Origin of the sequence: Polaromonas sp., from assembly GCF_030682935.1 — a bacterium.
Classification (GTDB): Bacteria; Pseudomonadota; Gammaproteobacteria; order Burkholderiales; family Burkholderiaceae_C; genus Polaromonas.
Genome location: NZ_JAUXNA010000384.1, coordinates 1 through 19,631, shown reverse-complemented (window position 1 = coordinate 19,631; position 19,631 = coordinate 1). Strand labels below are relative to the sequence as shown.

The window sequence follows — 19,631 nt, the reverse complement described above, 5'->3', positions numbered from 1 at the left end:
TCTACGAAGCACCGGGCCTGGCGCTACTGTTCATCGCCTACGAGCGCCTGGTCACGGGCATCCACAACGAAGACACCATCGAGCAGTACCGCGACAGCGGCCGCCGCCTCGGCCGCCTGCTGTACCAGGGACGCTGGTTCGACTCGCAGGCCATCATGCTGCGCGAGACCGCCCAGCGCTGGGTCGCCAGCGCCATCACCGGCGAAGTCACGATTGAGCTGCGCCGCGGCAACGACTACTCGATTCTCAACACCGAGTCCGCCAACCTGACCTACCAGCCCGAGCGGCTGACCATGGAAAAAGGCGAGTCGATGTTCACGCCGCTGGACCGCATTGGCCAGCTCACGATGCGCAACCTCGACATCGTGGACACGCGTGCCAAGCTCGGCATTTACGCCAAGACCGGCGTGCTGTCGCTGGGCACGGGCGGTGATCTGCTGCGCCTGACGGGCAAGGACGCGTAGTAAGCCGGTACGGCTCGTAGAGCCCATCCAGGCCGCCTCAAGTCACCTTGAGGCGGCTTTTTCATGGGCCTTGTGCTTACACCACCACCGGCTCAGGCTCCAGCCGAATACCAAACCGCTCGTAGACGCTGGTCTGAATCGCCTTGGCCAGCGTCATCACCTCACCGCCCGTGGCCGGGTTGCTGACGCCGCCCTTGTTGACCAGCACCAGCGCCTGCTTGTCGTACACGCCGGCATTGCCCACGCTCTTGCCCTTCCAGCCGCAGGCGTCAATCAGCCAGCCCGCCGCGAGCTTGACCGAGCCGTCAGCCAGGCGGTAGTGAACAATTTTGGGCTCGCGCTGGATGATGTCTTCGCATTGCTCAAGCGAGACGGTCGGGTTCTTGAAGAAGCTGCCGGCATTGCCGATGACCTGCGGATCGGGCAGCTTGGCTTTTCGGATTTCGCAAATCCACTCATAAATTTGTAGCGCGTCAGGCATGTCCACCTTGGACTGCAGCATCTTTTTATCAATATCGGCATAACCGAGCACCGGTTTCCAGGCCTTGGGCAGCGCAAACCGCACCCGGGTGATCAGCGCCTTGTCGGCCAGGCCGAAACCCTGGGCGCCGGCGCTGCGGGCCGTGCTGCTGTGCTTGAACACCGAATCGCGGTAGCCGAACGCGCATTGCGCCGCATCGAGCGTGAAGGGCTGGCCGGTCGTCAGGTCGATGGCATCCAGCGAATCAAAACGGTCTTGCAGCTCGACCCCGTAGGCGCCGATGTTCTGCACCGGCGTGGCGCCCACCGTACCCGGAATCAGCGCCAGGTTTTCCAGGCCGGGGTAGCCGTTTTGCAGCGTCCAGGTGACCAGGTCGTGCCAGTTTTCGCCCGCGCCGGCCTCCACAATCCAGGCTTTGGCGTTCTCGCTGACCAGGCGCCGGCCCATGATCTCGACCTTGAGCACCAGCGGCTTGACATCGCCGGTCAGCACGATGTTGCTGCCGCCGCCCAGGACAAATTTGGGACTGGCCTGCAGGGCCGGGTCCTGCAGCACGGCAGCAATGTCGGCTTCGCTCTTGATGCGCACCAGGGAAAGTGCCTTGGCAACGATGCCAAAGCTGTTGGAAGACTGGAGGGGAACGTTTTTCTCGACTAACATCTTGAGATTGTCTCACCCCCCGTGTAATCCTCTATTAGCAAAGCCGACACCATGCCTTCTTTTGATACTGTTCTTGAAACCGATTTGGTCAAGGTCAAAAACGCCGTTGAAAACACCGCCAAGGAAATCGGCACCCGCTTTGACTTCAAGGGCACGGCCGCCTCGGTCGAGTTAAAAGAAAAAGACAAGGAGATCATCCTGATTGGCGACGGCGATTTCCAGATCGACCAGATCCACGACATCCTGCGCAACAAACTCACCAAGTCCGGCGTTGACGTGCGCTTCCTGGACATTGGCAAGGTCGAGAAAATCGGCGGCGACAAGGTCAAGCAGATCACCAAGGTGCGCGACGGCATCGAAACCGAAGAGGCCAAGAAAATCCAGCAGCTGATCAAGGGCAACAAGATGAAGGTGCAGGCAGCCATCCAGGAAGGCAAGGTGCGGGTGACCGGCGCCAAGCGCGACGACCTGCAGGCGGCCATGGCCTTGATTCGCGCCGAGATCAAGGATCTTCCGCTCAGTTTCGACAACTTCCGCGACTGAATTCATTGGCGCTCATGCCTGCATCTGCCCGCGCCATGGCGCTCGGAGCGCTGGCCGGCCTTGCCGTCTCGCTGGCAGTTTCAAACGTACATGCGCAATCCGTTGCACTGGCCGGCATGCTGGGCAACAAGGCGCTGCTGGTGGTCAATGGCACGGCGCCAAAAACCGTGGCGGCCGGTGAGACGCATCAGGGCGTCAAGGTGATTTCCACCTCGGGCGACCAGGCCGTCATTGAGCAGTCGGGCAAACGCCAGACGCTGCGGGTCGGCGAGGCGCCCGTGAGCATGGGCGGCAGCAGTGGCGCCAGCGGGCGCGGTAGCCGGATCGTTCTCACCGAGAGCGGCGGCGGCCACTTCATGACGGCCGGACAAATCAATGGTCGTGCCGTCCAGTTCATGGTTGACACCGGCGCAACCAGCATTGCCATGAGCACGGCCGACGCCGAGCGCGCGGGCATCAGTTACAAAAGCGGGCAAGCCGTGCAGATATCCACGGCCAACGGCACCGCCCAAGGCTTTCGCATCAAGCTCAACTCCGTGCGGGTGGGCGATGTCGAGGTCTACGACGTGGATGCCGTGGTCACACCGCAGCCCATGCCCTTCATGCTGCTGGGCAACAGCTTTTTGACGCGCTTTCAGATGAAGCGCGAGAACAACCTGATGACGCTGGACAAGCGCTACTGACCAGCCTTCTTGACGCCGCGCTTTGAGGCGCCGATTTTCGACTCGGTCCCCTTCAGCAGCTTGCTGATGTTCTCGCGGTGGCGATACACCAGCAGCGCGCTGATGGCAATCATCACGACCAGGATGTTTTTGTCGACATACCAGGCCGCCCGGTCACCAAACAGGTAATACAGCGGCGCAAAAACCGCTGCGGCCAGCGATGCCAGCGAGGAATAGCGCGAGAAATACGCCACGATCAGCCAGGTTGCCAGCGTCGCCAGACCCAGCCAGCCGCTGATGCCCAGCAGCACGCCGGCCGCCGTCGCAACGCCCTTGCCGCCCTTGAACTGGAAAAATACCGGGAACAAGTGCCCCATGAAAGCCGCCAGGCCGACGAGCGCGACCGTGCCGTCGCCCAGGCCGTAGCTGCCGCCCAACCACTTGACCAGCACCACGGGCAGCCAGCCCTTCAGGCCATCGAGCAGCAAGGTCGCCACCGCCGCCGCCTTGCTGCCCGAGCGCAGCACGTTGGTGGCGCCCGGGTTGTTGCTGCCGTAGCTGCGCGGATCTTTCAGGCCCATGGCCTTGCTCACGATGACCGCAAATGACAGCGAGCCGAGCAGATAGGCCAGCAGCGTGGCGCCCATTGAGTACGCGTATTCCAAAATCGTCTCCCCTTGTTATTCGATCAGTGCACACTGCACCGATTTTGCACCGAGCAGCGCGGCGCAGACCTGCGGGTCCATGCCGACCAGGTAGCCGCGCCGGCCTCCGTTGATGACGATTTCAGGCAGGCCCAGGATGCTTTCCTCGATATACACCGGCATGGCTTTGCGCGTGCCGAAAGGCGAAGTGCCGCCGACCAGGTAACCGCTGTGGCGCTGGGCCACTTCGGGTTGGCAGGGCTCGACTGATTTGGCGCCAATTTGCCGCGCCAGATTTTTCGTCGACACCTTGCGGTTGCCGTGCATCAGCACCAGCAAGGGCCTGGCGTCCTGGTCCTGCATGACCAGTGTCTTCACCACCGTAAAAGGGTCCAGGCCCAGCACCTGGGCGCTGTGCTGCGCGCCGCCGTGCGCCAGGTACTCGTAGGGGTGCTCGGTGAAGGCCACCTGGTGGGCCTTGAGCACTTGCGTGGCGGGGGTTTCGCTGACGTGGTCTTTTTTGGCCATGTTACAAAGCGGGGTCGCGAATCTCCCAGCGGATCTTGTCAATCTCGGCCAGCACGTCAGGGGACAAAGTGGTGCCCAGCGCGTCCAGGTCTTCATCGAGTTGCGCCACCGACGTCACGCCGATGATGGTGCTGGCCACCTGCCACTTGGTATAGCAAAACGCCAGCGCCAGCTGCGTGGGGCTCAAGCCATGCGCGTGCGCCAGGGCGTTGTAGCGCCGCGCGGCGGCCAGCGCCTCGGGGCGGCCCCAGCGCTGCTTTTTCATCGAATCGAACTTCGCCATGCGCCCCAGTGACGCCTCTGCGGCGTCGATGCCCGTGGTATCGTACTTGCCCGTCAGCAGGCCAAAACCCAGCGGCGAATACGCCAGCAGCGAGACGCCCAGGCGATGCATGGTTTCGTCCAGGCCGTTTTCCACCGTGCGGTTGATCAGGCAGTAAGGGTTTTGCACCGTGGCCACTTTGGGCAGGCCGTGCTGCCCGGCCAGGCGTACAAATTCATGCACGCCATAAGGCGATTCGTTGGACAGGCCGATGGCACGCACCTTGCCGGCCTTGACCAGGCCGGCCAGCGCTTCGAGCTGGTCGTGGATGGACGACACCGCCTGGTCCTTGGCCGGATCGAAATACACCACGCCGAACGCGGGCACATGGCGCGCGGGCCAGTGGATCTGGTAGAGGTCGATCACGTCGGTTTTCAGGCGCTTGAGGCTGCCTTCACAGGCCTGCACGATGTCCTGCGGCGTCAGGTCGGGGCTGCCCTTGCGTATCCAGGGCATGCCGCGCGCCGGGCCAGCCACTTTGGTGGCCAGCACCAGCTGGCTGCGGGCCGACGGATTTTTTGCAAACCAGTTACCGAGAATGGTTTCGGTGGCCCCAAAGGTCTCGGCGCGTGCGGGCACCGAATACATTTCGGCCGTATCCAGAAAGTTGACACCGCGTGCCAGCGAACGGTCCAGGATGGCATGCGCCGCGGCTTCATCGACCTGTTCGCCGAACGTCATGGTGCCCAGGCAAACAGGGGTGACGTGCAGATCGCTGGCGCCGAGTTGAACTTTATTCATGAAAATCTCAGTTGATAAATGAAGGGCGCAGCCAAGCGCCCGGCGCCCGGGCGCGCAGCGGCAGGGCTCGCAAATGACTAGTTTAAGGGCTACAGCGCTCGCTTGCGGGCACCCAACTCGCGCCCTTGTCTTACAACTGCTCACCATTTGAATGCCTAACATCCACTCACCAGCACTTAAATGCGCAATTGATTCAACCCTATCCCTTTCGAGGAGCTCCCCATGAATAAATTTCTCATCACCTCTTTCACCGCTGCAACATTGGCCATCGCCGGCCTTTCAGGCTGCGCCAACATGAGCGAAACCCAGCGCGGCACGGCTCAGGGCGCCGGCATTGGCGCGGGTCTTGGCGCACTGCTGGGTGCGGCCACGGGCGGCTCCAAGGGGGCGGCACAGGGTGCTGTTCTGGGCGGCGCCGTGGGTGCCGGTGGCGGCTACCTCTGGTCCAAGAAAATGCAGGACCAGAAAGTCGCGATGGAACGCGCCACCGCCGGCACCGGCGTGGCCGTCAGCCAGACCGCCGACAACCGCCTGAAGCTGGACATCCCCGCCGACATCTCGTTTGACGTGGGCCGCTCCGCCATCAAGTCCAACTTTGCGCCAGTGCTCACGCAATTTGCCAGCAGCCTGAACCAGAACCCCATCACCACGGTCACCATCATTGGTCACACCGACAGCACGGGCTCCGACGCCATCAACAACCCTTTGTCGGTGGACCGCGCCAATTCAGCCCGTGACTACCTGGTGAGCCGTGGCGTTGCGTTCCAGCGCATTGCCACCGACGGCCGCGGTTCACGCGAACCGGTTGCCAGCAACGACACAGCGCAAGGTCGCGCCCAAAACCGCCGCGTCGAGATTTATGTCGCCGAACCAGTCGCCCAGCGTTAAGCCCGGCACTGCGGTTTTTAAAAAAGCACCTTCGGGTGCTTTTTTTGTGGACGCTGGCAGCCTGTCGGGCTTTGGTCGTCGAGAGCGAAAATTGGCCCCAGCGAGGGCAGTTTTTGCCGGATTTGCAGGCCCATAGCCCCGCTATGGGTCAAAAAGACGGTGAAAAATGGACCGCTGCGGTCAATTTGCAGCCGACGATTCCAAAGCCCGACAGGCTGCTGGTAGCGCCCACAACACATCAGGCGTTTTTAAACCGCTCTTCCTCCTGCAGCCTGAGCACCCGGCGCTGCACCTTGCCGGTGGTGGTCATGGGCAGCGCATCGATAAATTCGATCTCCTTGGGGTACTCGTAAGGCGCCAGCATGGCTTTGACATGGGCCTGCAGTTCCTTGACTATTTTTACATCAAATTGGCCTGTAGCCCCCGCCAGTCTTGCACGAGCAGCTATTAAATCAGGAGCCAGAACGACATAGGCCTTGACCACCGCACCGCGCTCTTTGTCGGGTTTGGGCACCACGGCGGCGTTGGCGACCGCCCGGTGCTTGACCAGGCAGTTTTCGATCTCACCCGGACCAATGCGATAACCGGCCGCCTTGAAGATGTCGTCAGCGCGGCCCTCGTACCAAAGGTAGCCGTCGGCGTCAACCCGCGCCAGATCACCGGTGCGGCACCAGTCGCCGGTGTATTTGGCCTGCGTGGCGGCCTCGTTCTTCCAGTAACCCAGAAAAAAGATCGGGTCCGGCACGCCGTGAACGTCAAAGCGGTTGACCGCCACATCGCCCGGTACGCCAACCGCGCATTCATTGCCATCCTCATCAATCACCGCCACGCGGTGGCCGGGGTAGCCCTTGCCCATGCTGCCCGGTTTGGCGGGCCAGCCTATGGCCCCCACGCTGGTCGCTTCGCGTCCTTTGCTGCCCCCCGAGGGGGCTGAACTTGCTTGGGGCGGCCCGGCGCTGCGTTCGCTCCGCTCCGCGCTCACGCGATTCATGGCACAGTTACCGACGACATAGTTGATCTCAGTCTGGCCAAACATCTCGTTCACCGTCACACCCAGCTGCGCCTGGCAGTAGTCAAACACCGCGTCGCCGACCGCTTCGCCCGCGCTCATCAGGCCCTGCAGCCTGAGCGTGAACCATTCGCCGGGCAGCGGGAAGGCCTTCATCATGGCCTTGAGCGCGGTGGGGAACAAAAAGCTGTGCGTCACGCCATGCTGCTCCATCAGGCTGAAGGCCAGTTCCGGGCTGAAGCGGCCATTGAAGGCCACAATCGGCCGGCCAAAATACAGCGTGGGCAGCAGCGCATCCATGAGCCCGCCGGTCCAGGCCCAGTCGGCCGGGCTCCAGAACACGGCATCCGACGACGCATTGGCCTGGCCATCAAAGCCAAACCAGTTCTGGCTGCAGACAAAGCCCGGCAGGTTGCCAATCAATGCCCGGTGCGCCAGCAGCGCGCCCTTGGGCGGTCCGGTGGTGCCGCTGGTGTAGATCAATATCGCCGCCTCGTCGGCCTTGGTCTTGACCGCCGTGAAGGCGCGCTGCTGCGCGGCCAGCGCGCTGGCATAGTCGACATCGCCCTGCCCTGCGGCGGTGCCGGCCGCCACCACCGTGCGCAGCGCCGGGCATTGGGCTCTGACCGCCTGCATGTTGGCGATGGTGCTTTCATCGCAAAGGGCGACCACCGCCTCGCTGTCCTGCAGCCGAAACGCCAGCGCCTCGGGGCCAAACAGCATGGACAGCGGCATCGCGACCGCGCCCATCTGAAACACCGCCATGTAGGCCACCGCAGTCTCAAAGCGCTGCGGCATCACGATGGCCACGCGATCCCCGCGCACAACCCCCAGCCCGGCCAGCACATGGCTCAGCGCATCAGCCGCCTGCTGCAGCTCAAAATAAGTATAAAAAAGGCCTTTAGCCCCCACTGCATGGGCGCGAATGGCTACTCTTTTGGTAGCGCGTTGCTTGCCCTTTTCAGCGCGCGCCCAGCGGCTGCAGCAAACTTCGGCGATGTTGAAGTGCTCATCGACCTGCCAGCGAAAGCCGCTGTGCAGCGCCGCATGGTGGTCGGGCGGGTTGGTATGCCCCGTCTGGTTTGTGTCCCTGTTTTGACTGCGCTTCAACGTGAGTCTCCTTATGATCAGCCCACAATGTACAAAGAAAACCGATCTTCCAGCAGCGAGTTTGTCCCTATACGCGGACTCAGTTACCACGTTCAACGCTGGGGCGGCCCTGCCAACCCGGCGCTGCCGCCCCTGGTGCTGGTGCATGGCTGGATGGACGTGGCGGCGTCCTGGCAGTTCATGGTGGACGCTTTGCCCGATGCGTTTGCGCAGGGCCGGACCATCATTGCGCCCGACTGGCGCGGCTTTGGCCTGACCAGCACCGCCGAGGCCGACCACTTCTGGTTTGCCGACTACCTCGCCGACCTCGACTTTTTGCTGGACCACTACGCCCCCGGCCAGGCGGTCGACTTGGTCGGCCACAGCATGGGCGGCAATGTCGCCATGCTGTATGCCGGCGTGCGGCCCGCGCGCATCCGCAAGCTGGTCAACCTCGAAGGCTTTGGCATGCCCGCCAGCCAGCCCAGCCAGGCGCCTGCGCGCTATGCCCAGTGGATGGACGAGCTCAAAAGCCTGCAACGCGGCGACCTGGCCCTGAAAGCCTACAACGACGTGGACGGCGTGGCACGGCGGCTCATGAAAACCAACCCCCGCTTGCCGGCCGACAAAGCCCAGTGGCTGGCCGGCCATTGGGCCCGCCCCAACGCCAGCGGCAAGTGGCAAATCCTGGGAGCACCGGCCCACAAGATCACCAGCGCCCAGCTCTACCGCCTGGACGAAGTGCTCGAAATTTACCAGCGCATCAGCGCACCCGTGCTGGCGATTGAGGCGTCCGATGACTCGATGGGACTGTGGTGGAAAGGCCGGTATTCCCTGGACGAATACCACGAGCGCCTCAAGCAGATACCCGATGCACGGGTCGCCGTGGTCCAGGATGCCGGCCACATGCTGCACCACGACCAACCCGGGCCACTGGCCCGGCTGATCGCTGATTTTCTGGACTGACCCCGTGCATCCGGCATAAAGCGCAGCGTTTAGGGCAAACTCGACGCTTTATGCTTCGCCAGAAGCGGGAACAACGATGCCCGGACCAGCCTATATCCATCAGGAAAACTTTCGCCGTATCCTGACGCGAAACATCAGCCTGCCGCTGGGCGTCGGCGTGCTCAGTGCCGCCGTTTTTGTCGCCCTTATCTTTTACCTGCTGTCGGCCTTGGGCGGGGTCGCGCAAACAGAGCGAGCGATTACCAACGCCAATCTGATCGCCAAGCTGGGCGCCGACATGGAAACCAGCATGTACGGTTTCCTGGTCACCGGCGAAGAACCCCTGCTGCAGCCTTTTGAAATTGGGAAGCCGCGCATCGCAGCCGAAACAAACACGCTGGCCCTACTTGTCCGCGACAACCAGGCACAGGTCAGCCGGCTTGGTCGCATCGGGGCGCTGCAGGCTCAGTGGAATGAATATGCGCAAAACATTGTTTCCCTTCGCCGCAGAAACCTCGACTACCAGCAGCCGGTTCGCTCCGCAGGGGGCAAAAGCCTGACTGATGAAATTCGGCGCGAGTTCGCCGAGTTCATCAGCGTTGAAGAGCGGCTGCTGCAGCAGCGCAACGATGAGGCCAGAAACACCACGTTTTGGGGCATGGCGGCTTATTTGCTGTTCAGCCTGGGCCTGAGCGGTCTGCTGGCTTTCGTTGGCCGCCGCGAACTGGTGCAACTGTCGGACACTTACGGCGAGACGGAGCAAAAGCAAGCGGCCACTGCGCTGCTGCTGGATCAGCAGCTTTGGCTGCGCACCGGACAGCTGCAACTGGCCGAACACACGATCGGCCATCCAGGGGTGGAATCGCTTAGCCGCAGCGTGCTGGAATTCGTGGCGCGTTATCTTGATGCTGCCGTGGCGGCCTTGTATGTCCGGGAAGACGACGGCAGCCTGCGGCGTGTGGCTGCCTATGGCTTCAGCAAGGACTATGAAGAAACCGGGCAATCGTTTTACAGTGCCGAAGGACTGGTAGGACAGGCCGCCCTTGAAAACCGGGTGCTGCAACTCAACGACTTGCCCGACAACTACCTGAAAGTCACCTCGGGCCTGGGCCAGGGCACGCCGCGCCATGTGCTGGTGGTACCGGTACAAAACGAGGGAGAGGTCAACGGCGTGCTCGAACTCGGGTTTCTGCGGGCGCTCGGCCCGCGCGATCTGGAGTTCGTCAACATGATCGCCACCAATATTGGCAACTCCATCCACGCGGCGCTTTATCGCCGACGGCTTCAAGACGTGCTGGCGGAAAGCCAGCGGCTCAACGAAGACCTGCAATCGCAGCAGGAAGAGCTGCGCACGGTCAACGAAGAGCTGGAAGAGAAGTCGCGGGTACTCAAGGAGTATCAGGTGAATCTTGAAAACCAGCAGGCTGAGCTTGAGCAAACCAACCACCGGCTGTCCGAGGTCGCCTTGTCGCTGGACCAGAAAAATGGCGCGCTCAATCAGGCGCAAATCCAGCTGGAGGAGCGCGCCGAGGAGTTGAGCCGTGCCAGCCGCTACAAGTCCGAGTTTCTGGCCAACATGTCGCACGAGCTTCGCACACCGCTCAACAGCTCGCTCATCCTGGCCAAGCTGCTGTCGGATAACCAGAAGGGCAATCTCGACGCCGAGCAGGTCAAGTTTGCGCGGGCGATCTACTCGGCAGGCAATGACCTGCTCAACCTGATCAATGACATCCTCGACATTTCCAAGGTCGAGGCAGGCAAACTCGAACTCTCGCCCGAAGACATCGCCGTTGGCAAGCTGGTCGATTCGCTCAAAAGCACTTTTGAACCACTGGCCGGCCAAAAGAAACTGGCGTTCGAGGTCAACATCGAGCAGGGCACGCCCGCCACGCTGGTGACCGATCGCCAGCGCGTCGAGCAGATCCTGAAAAACCTGCTCTCCAACGCGATCAAGTTCACCGAAGCGGGCAAGGTCAGCCTCACCGTGTCGCAGCAACCCGGAGGCTACCTTGCTTTTGCCGTGCAGGATTCGGGCATCGGCATTCGCCAGGACCAGCAGCAGCTTATTTTTGATGCTTTCCGCCAGGCCGATGGCACGACCAGCAGGCGCTACGGCGGTACCGGCCTGGGCCTGTCGATTTCGCGCGACCTCACCACGCTGCTGGGCGGATCCATCTCGGTGAAAAGCAGCGAAGGCCAGGGCAGCACCTTCACCCTGCTGCTGCCCTGCAACTGGAACCCGGCACAGGTGGAAGCCGGGCCGCCAGCGGCCCAGCGTTCACCCCTGTCCGTACCGCCCGCGCAGGCGGCCGCCCGAGGGTCTGCAGCGTTGCCTGGCGCTGCCGAGCCCGCGGCTGCGCCGGTGCCGACCTTCGCCGACGACAGGCACCAGCCGCCACGCGGTCGCCTGGTGCTGGTCATTGAAGACGATGCTGCTTTTGCGCAGATCCTGTATGACCTGGCCCATGAGCTGCAGTACAGCTGCCTGGTCGCACACAGCGCAGAAGACGGTTTCGCCCTGGCGACACAGTTTGCCCCAAGCGCCATTCTGCTGGACATGGGCCTGCCCGACCGCTCGGGCCTGTCGGTGCTGCAACGGCTCAAAAGTAATCCGCAGACACGCCATATCCCGGTGCACGTGGTGTCGGCCCATGACCGCAGGGAGACGGCCCTTCAAATGGGCGCGATCGGTTACGCCATCAAGCCGACAACGCGCGAGCAACTCAAGGAAGTGTTTAAAAAGCTGGAAGCCAAACTGACGCAGAAGCTCAAGCGCGTGCTGCTGGTCGAAGACGATGCCTTGCAGCGCGCCAGTGTGATCCGGCTGATTGGCGATGACGACGTGGAAATCACGGCGGTGGCCACTGGCACGGAAGCACTGGCGCTGCTGGCCAGCACCATTTTTGACTGCATGATCATTGACCTGAAGCTGCCCGACATCCAGGGCTATGAGCTGCTCAAGCGCATGTCGACCGAAGATATCTGCTCCTTCCCGCCCGTCATCGTGTACACCGGACGCAACCTGACGCGCCAGGAAGAAGCCGACCTGCTGAAGTATTCACGCGCCATCATCATCAAAGGCGCGAGCTCGCCCGAGCGCCTGCTCGATGAAGTCACCCTCTTCCTGCACAAAGTGGAGTCCGAATTGACTGCGGAACGGCAGACCATGCTGAAAATTTCGCGCAGCCGGGACAGGGTCTTTGAAGGCCGCAAGATCCTTCTGGTCGACGACGACGTGCGAAACATCTTTGCCCTGACCAGCGCCCTGGAGCAAAAAGGCGTGCTGGTCGAGATCGGCCGCAACGGTTTTGAGGCCATCAGCAAGCTCGAAGAGGTCGAGGGCATCGACCTGGTCCTGATGGACGTGATGATGCCCGGCATGGATGGCCTGGAGGCCACGCGCCGCATCCGCCAGGACCCGCGCTTCCAGAAGCTGCCCATCATTGCCGTCACAGCCAAGGCCATGAAGGACGACCAGGAGCAATGCCTCAAGGCCGGCACCAATGACTACCTCGCCAAGCCCATCGATCTCGACCGCCTGTTTTCGCTGCTGCGCGTCTGGCTGCCCCACATGGAACGCCTCTGAGCATGCCGAAAAGAATGCACACGGCAGGGCCGCCTCAAGGCGTGGTGGCCGCAGCCGCAGATACCGAGAGGGAGTTGCGCCTGCTGATGGAGGCGATTTACCTCCAGTACAGCTACGATTTCCGCGACTATGCGGGCGCATCGCAAAAGCGTCGGGTGCTGCAGGCGCTGGCGCAATTGGACTGCCCGACGATCCCGGCCCTGCAGGCCAAGGTGCTGCACGATCCGGCCCTGTTCATGCAGCTGCTGCAGTACCTGACGGTTCCGGTCAGCGAGATGTTCCGCGACCCCCCATTTTTCCTGGCCTTGCGCCAGCAGGTCATCCCAAGACTGCGCACCTATCCGTCCGTCAAGATCTGGATTGCTGGCTGCAGCACCGGCGAAGAAGCCTATTCACTGGCCATCCTGCTGAGGGAGGAAGGACTGCTGGAGCGCTCGCTGATTTATGCGACCGACATCAACGCGAAGGCACTGGACAAGGCGCGGCAAGGCATTTTCTCCCTCAGCAGCATCAAGGGCCACACCGCCAATTACCAGAAAGCCGGCGGCAAGCAGGCGTTTTCCGACTACTACACCGCCGCTTACGACGCCGCGATTTTCGACAAGTCGCTGCGGGAGAACATCACCTTCGCCGACCACAGCCTGGCGACAGACAGCGTGTTTTCCGAAACCCAGCTGGTGTTGTGCCGCAACGTGCTGATCTATTTCAACAAGAAGCTGCAGGATCGCGCGCTGGGGCTGTTCCATGAGTCGCTGAGCCACCGCGGCTTCCTCGGCCTGGGGAGCAAGGAGAGCATCGACTTTTCCGCCTACGCCACACGCTTTGAGCCGCTGGACAAGCCCGAACGGATTTTCCGCAAGCTCCAGGCGGTTTCGTCCTGATGGAAGTGATGCAGGCAACAAAAGAGCAGCGCATCGAAGCGGTCGTCATTGGCGCTTCCGCTGGCGGCGTGCATGCCTTGCTGGCCTTGCTGTCGGGGCTGCCGGGCAGCTTTCGCCTGCCGATTGTGGCGGTGCTGCATTTGCCCGAAGGCCGGGACAGCCTGCTGGTCGAAATTTTCCAGCACCGGCTGGCGATCGCGGTGCGTGAGGCGGCCGACAAGGAAAGCATCGCACCGGCCACGCTGTATTTTGCCGGGTCGGGCTACCACCTGTCGGTGGAAATGGACCGCTCATTTTCTTTAAGCTGCGAAGCGCCGGTGAATTACTCACGCCCTTCGATTGACGTGCTGATGGAGTCTGCCGCAGACGCCTATGGCGCAAGTCTGGCCGGCATTTTACTCACCGGCGCCAACTTCGACGGGGCAGCAGGACTGGCTAAAATAAGGCAGCAAGGTGGACTCACCGTGGTACAAGACCCGGCCGAGGCCCAGGTAGCCACCATGCCACAGGCGGCCATCCGCAAACTGCACCCCAATTTGATTCTCACTCTGGACGGCATCCGCAGCCTGCTCCTAAAACTGGATGGAAATTCATGCTGAACAACGACACCCCCAAGGCCAAGATTCTGATCGTGGACGATCTGCCCGAGAACCTGCTCGCCCTGGAGGCACTGATTCGCCAGGAGGACCGGATTGTTTTACAGGCCTCGAGCGGGGAAGATGCGCTGGCGCTGCTGCTGGAGCATGAATTCGCGCTGGCCATTCTGGATGTGCAGATGCCGGGCATGAACGGGTTTGAGCTGGCCCAACTGATGCGCGGCACCGAAAAAACCCGCCACATTCCGATCGTGTTTGTCAGCGCTGCCGGCAAGGAGTCGAACTATGCGGCCTGGGGCTATGAAAGTGGTGCCGTGGACTTTCTGTACAAGCCGCTGGACCTGTTTGCAGTCAAGGGCAAGGTCAATGTTTTTGTCGAGTTGTACCGCCAGCGCCAGGAAACCCACAAGCAGGTTCAGGCGCTGGAAAAGAGCCGGCAGGAACAGGCAATGCTGGTGCAACAACTGCAAAGCACCCAGGGCGAGCTGCAAAGCGCCATACGCATGCGCGATGACTTCATGTCCGTGGTGGCCAACGAACTGCTGACGCCGCTCAACACGCTGTTTCTCGAAGTGCAACTGCGCAAGGTGGAACTGGAGCGCGGAAACACCGCCCTCTTCGGCGAGGCCTACCTGCAAAAAATGGTGCTCCGCGACCAGCGCCAGGTCCAGAGCATGGTCAGTTTGATCGACGACATGCTCGACGTCTCGCGCATTCGCAGCCACCGGCTGTCGATTCGCCCGCGCGAGGTCGAGCTCTCCGCCCTGCTGGCCCGCGTGGTGGAACACCTGTTCCTCCAGGCCGCCGCCGCCGGCAGCACCATCACGCTGCACGCGGGCCAGCCGGTGACCGGCCTTTGGGACGAGTTCAGGATCGAGCAGGTGGTGATCAACCTGTTGACCAACGCGCTGCGCTACGGCAACGGTCAACCGGTCGAGATCAGCCTGACGCCGGCACATGAAGGCGCCCGCATCGACGTTCGCGACCAGGGCAAGGGCATTGCCGCGCAGGACCAGCAGCGCATTTTTGAGCAGTTCGAGCGTGTCGCGGGAAACCACGGCTCGGGCGGTCTGGGACTGGGCCTCTACATCAGCCAGCAACTGGTCGAAGCGCACGGCGGCACCCTCAGCGTGCAAAGCCAGCCGGGCGAAGGCGCGGTATTCACGGTCATCCTGCCCCTGGCTACGCCTTCAGAAACTGCGAACTGAGCCGTAAAGCCGGGCCGCCCCGAAAAGCGGCGCCGTCACCGGCCTGCGCGGCATGGCCTTTTTTGCGCGCGCCCGCCAGAGCATGAGAAAATCCCGGGTTAACCCCCCAGATCAAGACAGGAATTCCTCATGGACGCAGAACACATCAACCTCATCGACAACCAACTCGCGGACCTCAGCAACCGCGTGAATGAACTTCGGGGGTATCTTTGACTACCCTGCCAAAGAACGTAAATTAAACGAAGTCAACGCCGCGCTGGAAGACCCCAAGGTCTGGGATGACCCGAAGCGCGCCCAGGAACTCGGCCGCGAGAAGAAATCCCTCGAAGACGTGGTGCTCACGCTCGACCGGCTGACCCAGGAGCTGGCCGACAACACCGAGCTGTTTGACATGTCCAAAGGCGACGGCGACGAAGCCGGCATGCAGGCCATTGAAGCCGAAGCGGCCCAAATGGCGGCCGAAGTCGAAAAGATGGAATTTCGCCGGATGTTCAACAACCCGGCCGACCCGCTCAATTGCTTCCTTGACATCCAGGCCGGCGCCGGCGGCACCGAAGCCTGCGACTGGGCCAGCATGCTGCTGCGCCAGTACCTCAAGTACGCCGAGCGCAAGGGCTTCAAGACCATGGTCGAAGACGAATCGGCAGGCGACACCGCCGGCATCAAGGGCGCCACCATCAAGATCGAAGGCGAATACGCCTTTGGCCTGCTGCGCACCGAAACCGGCGTGCACCGGCTGGTGCGCAAGTCGCCGTTTGACTCCTCCGGCGGGCGCCACACCTCGTTTGCCTCGGTGTTTGTCTACCCCGAAATTGACGACTCGATCGAGATTGACATCAACCCGTCCGACGTGCGCACCGACACCTACCGCGCCAGCGGCGCCGGCGGCCAGCACATCAACAAGACCGACTCGGCCGTTCGCCTCACGCACATCCCGACCGGCATCGTCGTGCAGTGCCAGGAAGGCCGCTCGCAGCACGGCAACCGTGATGTCGCCTGGAAACGCCTGCGCTCGCGCCTGTATGACTTTGAGTTGCGCAAGCAGCAAGAAGCGCAGCAAAAGCTCGAAGACACCAAGACCGACGTCGGCTGGGGCCACCAGATCCGCAGCTACGTGCTCGACCAGAGCCGCATCAAGGACCTGCGCACCAACTACGAGACCTCGGCCACGCAGAAAGTGCTGGACGGCGACCTGGATCCGTTTATTGAAGCGTCGCTGAAGCAAGGCGTTTAAGAGAGTGGGAAATTAAAAAATACCAGCCACTTCCTTTTGTCATTGCGAGCGAAGCGCGGCAATCCATGACTGCGCTTGTGCTGCGATGGATCGCCACGGCCTGCGGCCTCGCGATGACGAAGGTGGTTTGGTGATTTCCGCGCCCCAAAGTACGTGAGAACGGTTATGCCGTTTATTTGAGTTTTTACAGAAAATATTGGAAAGTCACCATGCTGCAAATGATTGATGATCGCGGAACTGGACCGGGAGCCGCGGTCATCAACCGTGCCGATTACAGCGCCCCCGCTTACTGGATCGACACCGTCGATCTGTGTTTTGACCTGGATCCTGTAAAAACGCGCGTGCTCAACAAGATGACGCTGCGCCGCAACCCGGACGTGCCGGCGCAGCCGCTCAAGCTCGATGGGGAAGAACTCAACCTGGCGCGCGTGCTGGTCAACGGGCAAGGCACCTCGTTCAAGCTCGAAGGCCAGCAACTGGTGCTCAGCGACCTGCCCGATGCGTTTTCACTCGAAATCTTCACCACCACCTGCCCCGCCAAAAACACCAAGCTGATGGGCCTGTATGTCAGCCAGGACTCGTTTTTTACCCAATGCGAAGCCGAAGGCTTCAGGCGCATCACCTACTTTCTGGACCGCCCCGATGTGATGGCCAGCTACAGCGTGACGCTGCGCGCCGACAAGGCCAACTACCCGGTGCTGCTGTCCAACGGCAACCTGGTGGCGCACGGTCCGCTGGAGGCCGGCCCCAACGGCGCCCGCCATTTTGCCAAATGGGTAGACCCGCACAAAAAGCCCAGCTACCTGTTTGCCCTGGTGGCCGGCCAGCTGGTTTGCCGCGAACAGCGCATCACCTCGCGCGCCGGCAACGACCATGTACTGCAGGTCTATGTGCGCCCCGGCGACCTCGACAAGACCGAGCACGCCATGAACTCGCTGATGCACTCGGTCGCATGGGACGAAGCGCGCTTCGGCCTGAGCCTGGACCTGGAGCGCTTCATGGTGGTGGCCACCAGCGACTTCAACATGGGCGCCATGGAAAACAAGGGCCTGAACATCTTCAACACCAAGTACGTGCTGGCCAACCAGGCCACCGCCACGGACACCGATTTTTCGAACATCGAAAGCGTCGTCGGCCACGAGTACTTTCACAACTGGACCGGCAACCGCATCACCTGCCGCGACTGGTTCCAGCTCAGCCTGAAAGAAGGCCTGACGGTGTTCCGCGACCAGGAATTTTCACAAGACCTGTGCCTGGAGCCCTCGGCCAGAGCCGTCAAGCGCATTGAAGACGTGCGCGTGCTGCGCACCGCCCAGTTCCCCGAAGACGCGGGTCCGATGGCCCACCCGGTGCGGCCCGACAGCTACGTCGAGATCAGCAACTTCTACACCGTCACGATTTACGAAAAAGGCGCGGAAGTCGTGCGCATGATGCAGACATTGGTCGGCCGCAGCGGCTTTGCCAAAGGCATGACGCTGTATTTTGAGCGCCACGACGGCCACGCCGTGACCTGCGACGACTTTGCCCAAGCCATCGCCGACGCCAACCCGCTGTCCGATTTGGCGCGCCTGCTGCCCCAGTTCAAGCGCTGGTACAGCCAGGCCGGCACACCGCGCGTGCAGGCGCACGGCGTGTATGACGCCGCCGCCCGCAGCTACACCCTCACGCTGGCGCAAAGCTGCGCACCGACGCCAGGCCAGCCGGTCAAGGCGCCGTTCGTGATTCCGGTCGGCCTCGGCCTGCTGGGCACCGACGGCCAGGACTTGCCGCTGCAGCTGGCGGGCGACGCCAACGCCGTGGCCGGCACCCGCACCGTGGTGCTGACCGAGGCCAGCGCATCCTTCACCTTTGTCAACCTCGACGCCGAACCCGTTCCGTCCATCCTGCGCGGCTTCACCGCGCCCGTGGTGCTGGCGTTTGACTACACCGACGCCCAGCTGCTGCACCTGCTGGCGCACGACAGCGACCCCTTCAACCGCTGGGAAGCCGGGCAACGCCTGGCCGTCAACAGCGCTGTAAACGCTATTAAATCAATAGCTGACAGCCCAGATTACACCTTGGCCAAGGTGCTAAATGATGCATATTTAGACGCCATGCGCCAGGTCTTGCGCCACCCCACCCTGGACGCCGCCTTCAAGGACCTGGTGCTGACGCTGCCGTCCGAAACCTACCTGGCCGAGCAGCTCGACGTGGTCGATCCCCAGCGCATTCACGCCGTGCGCGAAGCCATGCGCCAGCAACTGGCCACCACGCTCAGCGCCGACTGGGAAGCCGCGTACCAGGCCAATCATGACACCGGCGCCTACACCCCCGACGCCGTGTCGTCAGGCCGCCGCGCCCTCGCCGGCATGGCGCTGACCCACCTGTGCCTGGCGGCGCTGCAAACGGGCGACACGGTCTGGCCCGGCAAAACGCTGCAGCGTTTCAAGGACGCCGGCAACATGACCGACCGCTTCAACGCCCTGGCCGCCCTGGTGTCCAGCGGCCACCCGCTGGCCGGCCAGGCGCTCACGCGCTTTCACGCCATGTTCAAGCACGAAGCGCTGGTGATCGACAAATGGTTCAGCCTGCAAGTGGGCGCGCCTGACCGCGGCGGCAACATTTTGCCCGCCGTCAAGCAACTCATGAAGCACCCCGACTTCAGCCTGCGCAACCCCAACCGCGCCCGCAGCGTCGTCAGCACCTACTGCCAGGGCAACCCGGCCGCGTTTCACCGCCCGGACGCCGCAGGCTACGTGTTCTGGAGCGACCGCGTGATCGAGCTCGACGCCATCAACCCCCAGGTGGCGGCCCGCCTGGCGCGTGCCCTGGACCGCTGGAGCAAGCTGGCCGAACCCTACCGCAGCGCCGCCCGCGAAGCGATTGCCCGTGTCGCCGCCAAGACCGACCTGAGCAAAGACACGCTCGAAGTCGTCACGCGCGCGCTGGCCGACTGACCCTCCCCGACCCCCTGACTGGAGCCTTCCTGATGACCCAAAAAATCTCCCTCACGCGCTACCTGGTTGAGCAGCAGCGCATCGACGGCCACATCCCGCCCGAGCTGCGCCTGCTGCTTGAAGTGGTCGCCCGCGCCTGCAAAAGCATCAGCCGCGCCGTCAACAAGGGCGCGCTCGGCGACGTGCTGGGCACCGCCGGCAGCGAAAACGTGCA

15 protein-coding genes and 2 pseudogenes are annotated in these 19,631 nt (G+C 62.4%); 12 read left to right on the top strand and 5 right to left on the bottom strand.

Annotated features, from left to right (window positions below):
- Positions 1-464: pseudogene (locus Q8K05_RS17750) on the top strand (argininosuccinate synthase); the annotation flags it as partial.
- 76 nt (positions 465-540) lie between these two features.
- Here the strand turns inward: Q8K05_RS17750 and murB are convergent.
- A complete protein-coding gene (murB, locus tag Q8K05_RS17745) occupies positions 541-1,605 on the bottom strand; it encodes a UDP-N-acetylmuramate dehydrogenase (protein WP_305247935.1) in 1,065 nt (354 codons plus the stop codon).
- A 51-nt stretch (positions 1,606-1,656) separates the two neighbouring features.
- Between murB and Q8K05_RS17740 the strand changes: the two genes are divergently transcribed.
- Positions 1,657-2,148 (top strand): YajQ family cyclic di-GMP-binding protein, encoded by a 492-nt coding sequence (locus Q8K05_RS17740; RefSeq protein WP_305247934.1) that lies wholly within the window; start codon positions 1,657-1,659, stop codon positions 2,146-2,148.
- Positions 2,149-2,162: 14 nt separating this feature from the next.
- Complete coding sequence (locus Q8K05_RS17735; protein ID WP_305247933.1) at positions 2,163-2,831, top strand: TIGR02281 family clan AA aspartic protease; 669 nt, start codon at positions 2,163-2,165, stop codon at positions 2,829-2,831.
- Here Q8K05_RS17735 and plsY read toward each other — a convergent pair.
- From plsY to Q8K05_RS17720, 3 genes are read right to left on the bottom strand one after another with little or no spacing between them, the layout of a single operon-like run.
- Complete coding sequence (gene plsY, locus Q8K05_RS17730) at positions 2,825-3,475, bottom strand: glycerol-3-phosphate 1-O-acyltransferase PlsY (RefSeq protein WP_305247932.1); 651 nt, start codon at positions 3,473-3,475, stop codon at positions 2,825-2,827. The genes Q8K05_RS17735 and plsY overlap by 7 nt on opposite strands.
- 15 nt (positions 3,476-3,490) lie before the next feature.
- A complete protein-coding gene (locus Q8K05_RS17725; RefSeq protein ID WP_305247931.1) occupies positions 3,491-3,982 on the bottom strand; it encodes an aminoacyl-tRNA deacylase in 492 nt (163 codons plus the stop codon).
- A gap of 1 nt (position 3,983) precedes the next feature.
- The gene (locus tag Q8K05_RS17720) at positions 3,984-5,045 is read right to left on the bottom strand and encodes an aldo/keto reductase (protein ID WP_305247930.1); all 1,062 of its coding nucleotides are present in this window, start codon (positions 5,043-5,045) and stop codon (positions 3,984-3,986) included.
- A 222-nt stretch (positions 5,046-5,267) separates the two neighbouring features.
- Between Q8K05_RS17720 and Q8K05_RS17715 the strand changes: the two genes are divergently transcribed.
- Positions 5,268-5,933 (top strand): OmpA family protein, encoded by a 666-nt coding sequence (locus Q8K05_RS17715; RefSeq protein ID WP_305247929.1) that lies wholly within the window; start codon positions 5,268-5,270, stop codon positions 5,931-5,933.
- Between the two features lie 238 nt (positions 5,934-6,171).
- Here the strand turns inward: Q8K05_RS17715 and Q8K05_RS17710 are convergent, their stop codons facing one another.
- Positions 6,172-8,052: an acyl-CoA synthetase gene (locus Q8K05_RS17710; protein WP_305247928.1), complete on the bottom strand. Its 1,881-nt coding sequence runs from the start codon at positions 8,050-8,052 to the stop codon at positions 6,172-6,174.
- A 27-nt stretch (positions 8,053-8,079) separates the two neighbouring features.
- Between Q8K05_RS17710 and Q8K05_RS17705 the strand changes: the two genes are divergently transcribed.
- The 8 genes and pseudogenes from Q8K05_RS17705 to Q8K05_RS17670 form a co-directional block, all read left to right on the top strand.
- Positions 8,080-8,997 carry an alpha/beta fold hydrolase gene (locus Q8K05_RS17705; protein ID WP_305247927.1) on the top strand — a complete coding sequence of 306 codons (918 nt, stop codon included), beginning with the start codon at positions 8,080-8,082 and terminating at the stop codon, positions 8,995-8,997.
- Between the two features lie 76 nt (positions 8,998-9,073).
- Complete coding sequence (locus Q8K05_RS17700; protein ID WP_305247926.1) at positions 9,074-12,562, top strand: response regulator; 3,489 nt, start codon at positions 9,074-9,076, stop codon at positions 12,560-12,562.
- A gap of 2 nt (positions 12,563-12,564) precedes the next feature.
- Entirely contained in the window at positions 12,565-13,443 is an 879-nt protein-coding gene (locus Q8K05_RS17695) for a protein-glutamate O-methyltransferase CheR (RefSeq protein WP_305247925.1), read from the top strand.
- An 8-nt stretch (positions 13,444-13,451) separates the two neighbouring features.
- Positions 13,452-14,042 carry a chemotaxis protein CheB gene (locus Q8K05_RS17690; RefSeq protein ID WP_370868909.1) on the top strand — a complete coding sequence of 197 codons (591 nt, stop codon included), beginning with the start codon at positions 13,452-13,454 and terminating at the stop codon, positions 14,040-14,042.
- Complete coding sequence (locus tag Q8K05_RS17685; RefSeq protein ID WP_305247923.1) at positions 14,036-15,247, top strand: hybrid sensor histidine kinase/response regulator; 1,212 nt, start codon at positions 14,036-14,038, stop codon at positions 15,245-15,247. The genes Q8K05_RS17690 and Q8K05_RS17685 overlap by 7 nt, the downstream gene beginning before the upstream one ends.
- Positions 15,248-15,376: 129 nt before the next feature.
- A protein-coding gene (prfB, locus tag Q8K05_RS17680; protein WP_305247922.1) for a peptide chain release factor 2 occupies positions 15,377-16,481 on the top strand; the annotation gives its coding sequence in 2 pieces (ribosomal slippage) (positions 15,377-15,457 and positions 15,459-16,481; 1,104 coding nt in all).
- Between the two features lie 209 nt (positions 16,482-16,690).
- The gene (pepN, locus tag Q8K05_RS17675) at positions 16,691-19,417 is read left to right on the top strand and encodes an aminopeptidase N (protein WP_305247921.1); all 2,727 of its coding nucleotides are present in this window, start codon (positions 16,691-16,693) and stop codon (positions 19,415-19,417) included.
- A gap of 32 nt (positions 19,418-19,449) precedes the next feature.
- Positions 19,450-19,631, top strand: a pseudogene (locus Q8K05_RS17670) (fructose-bisphosphatase class I); the annotation flags it as partial.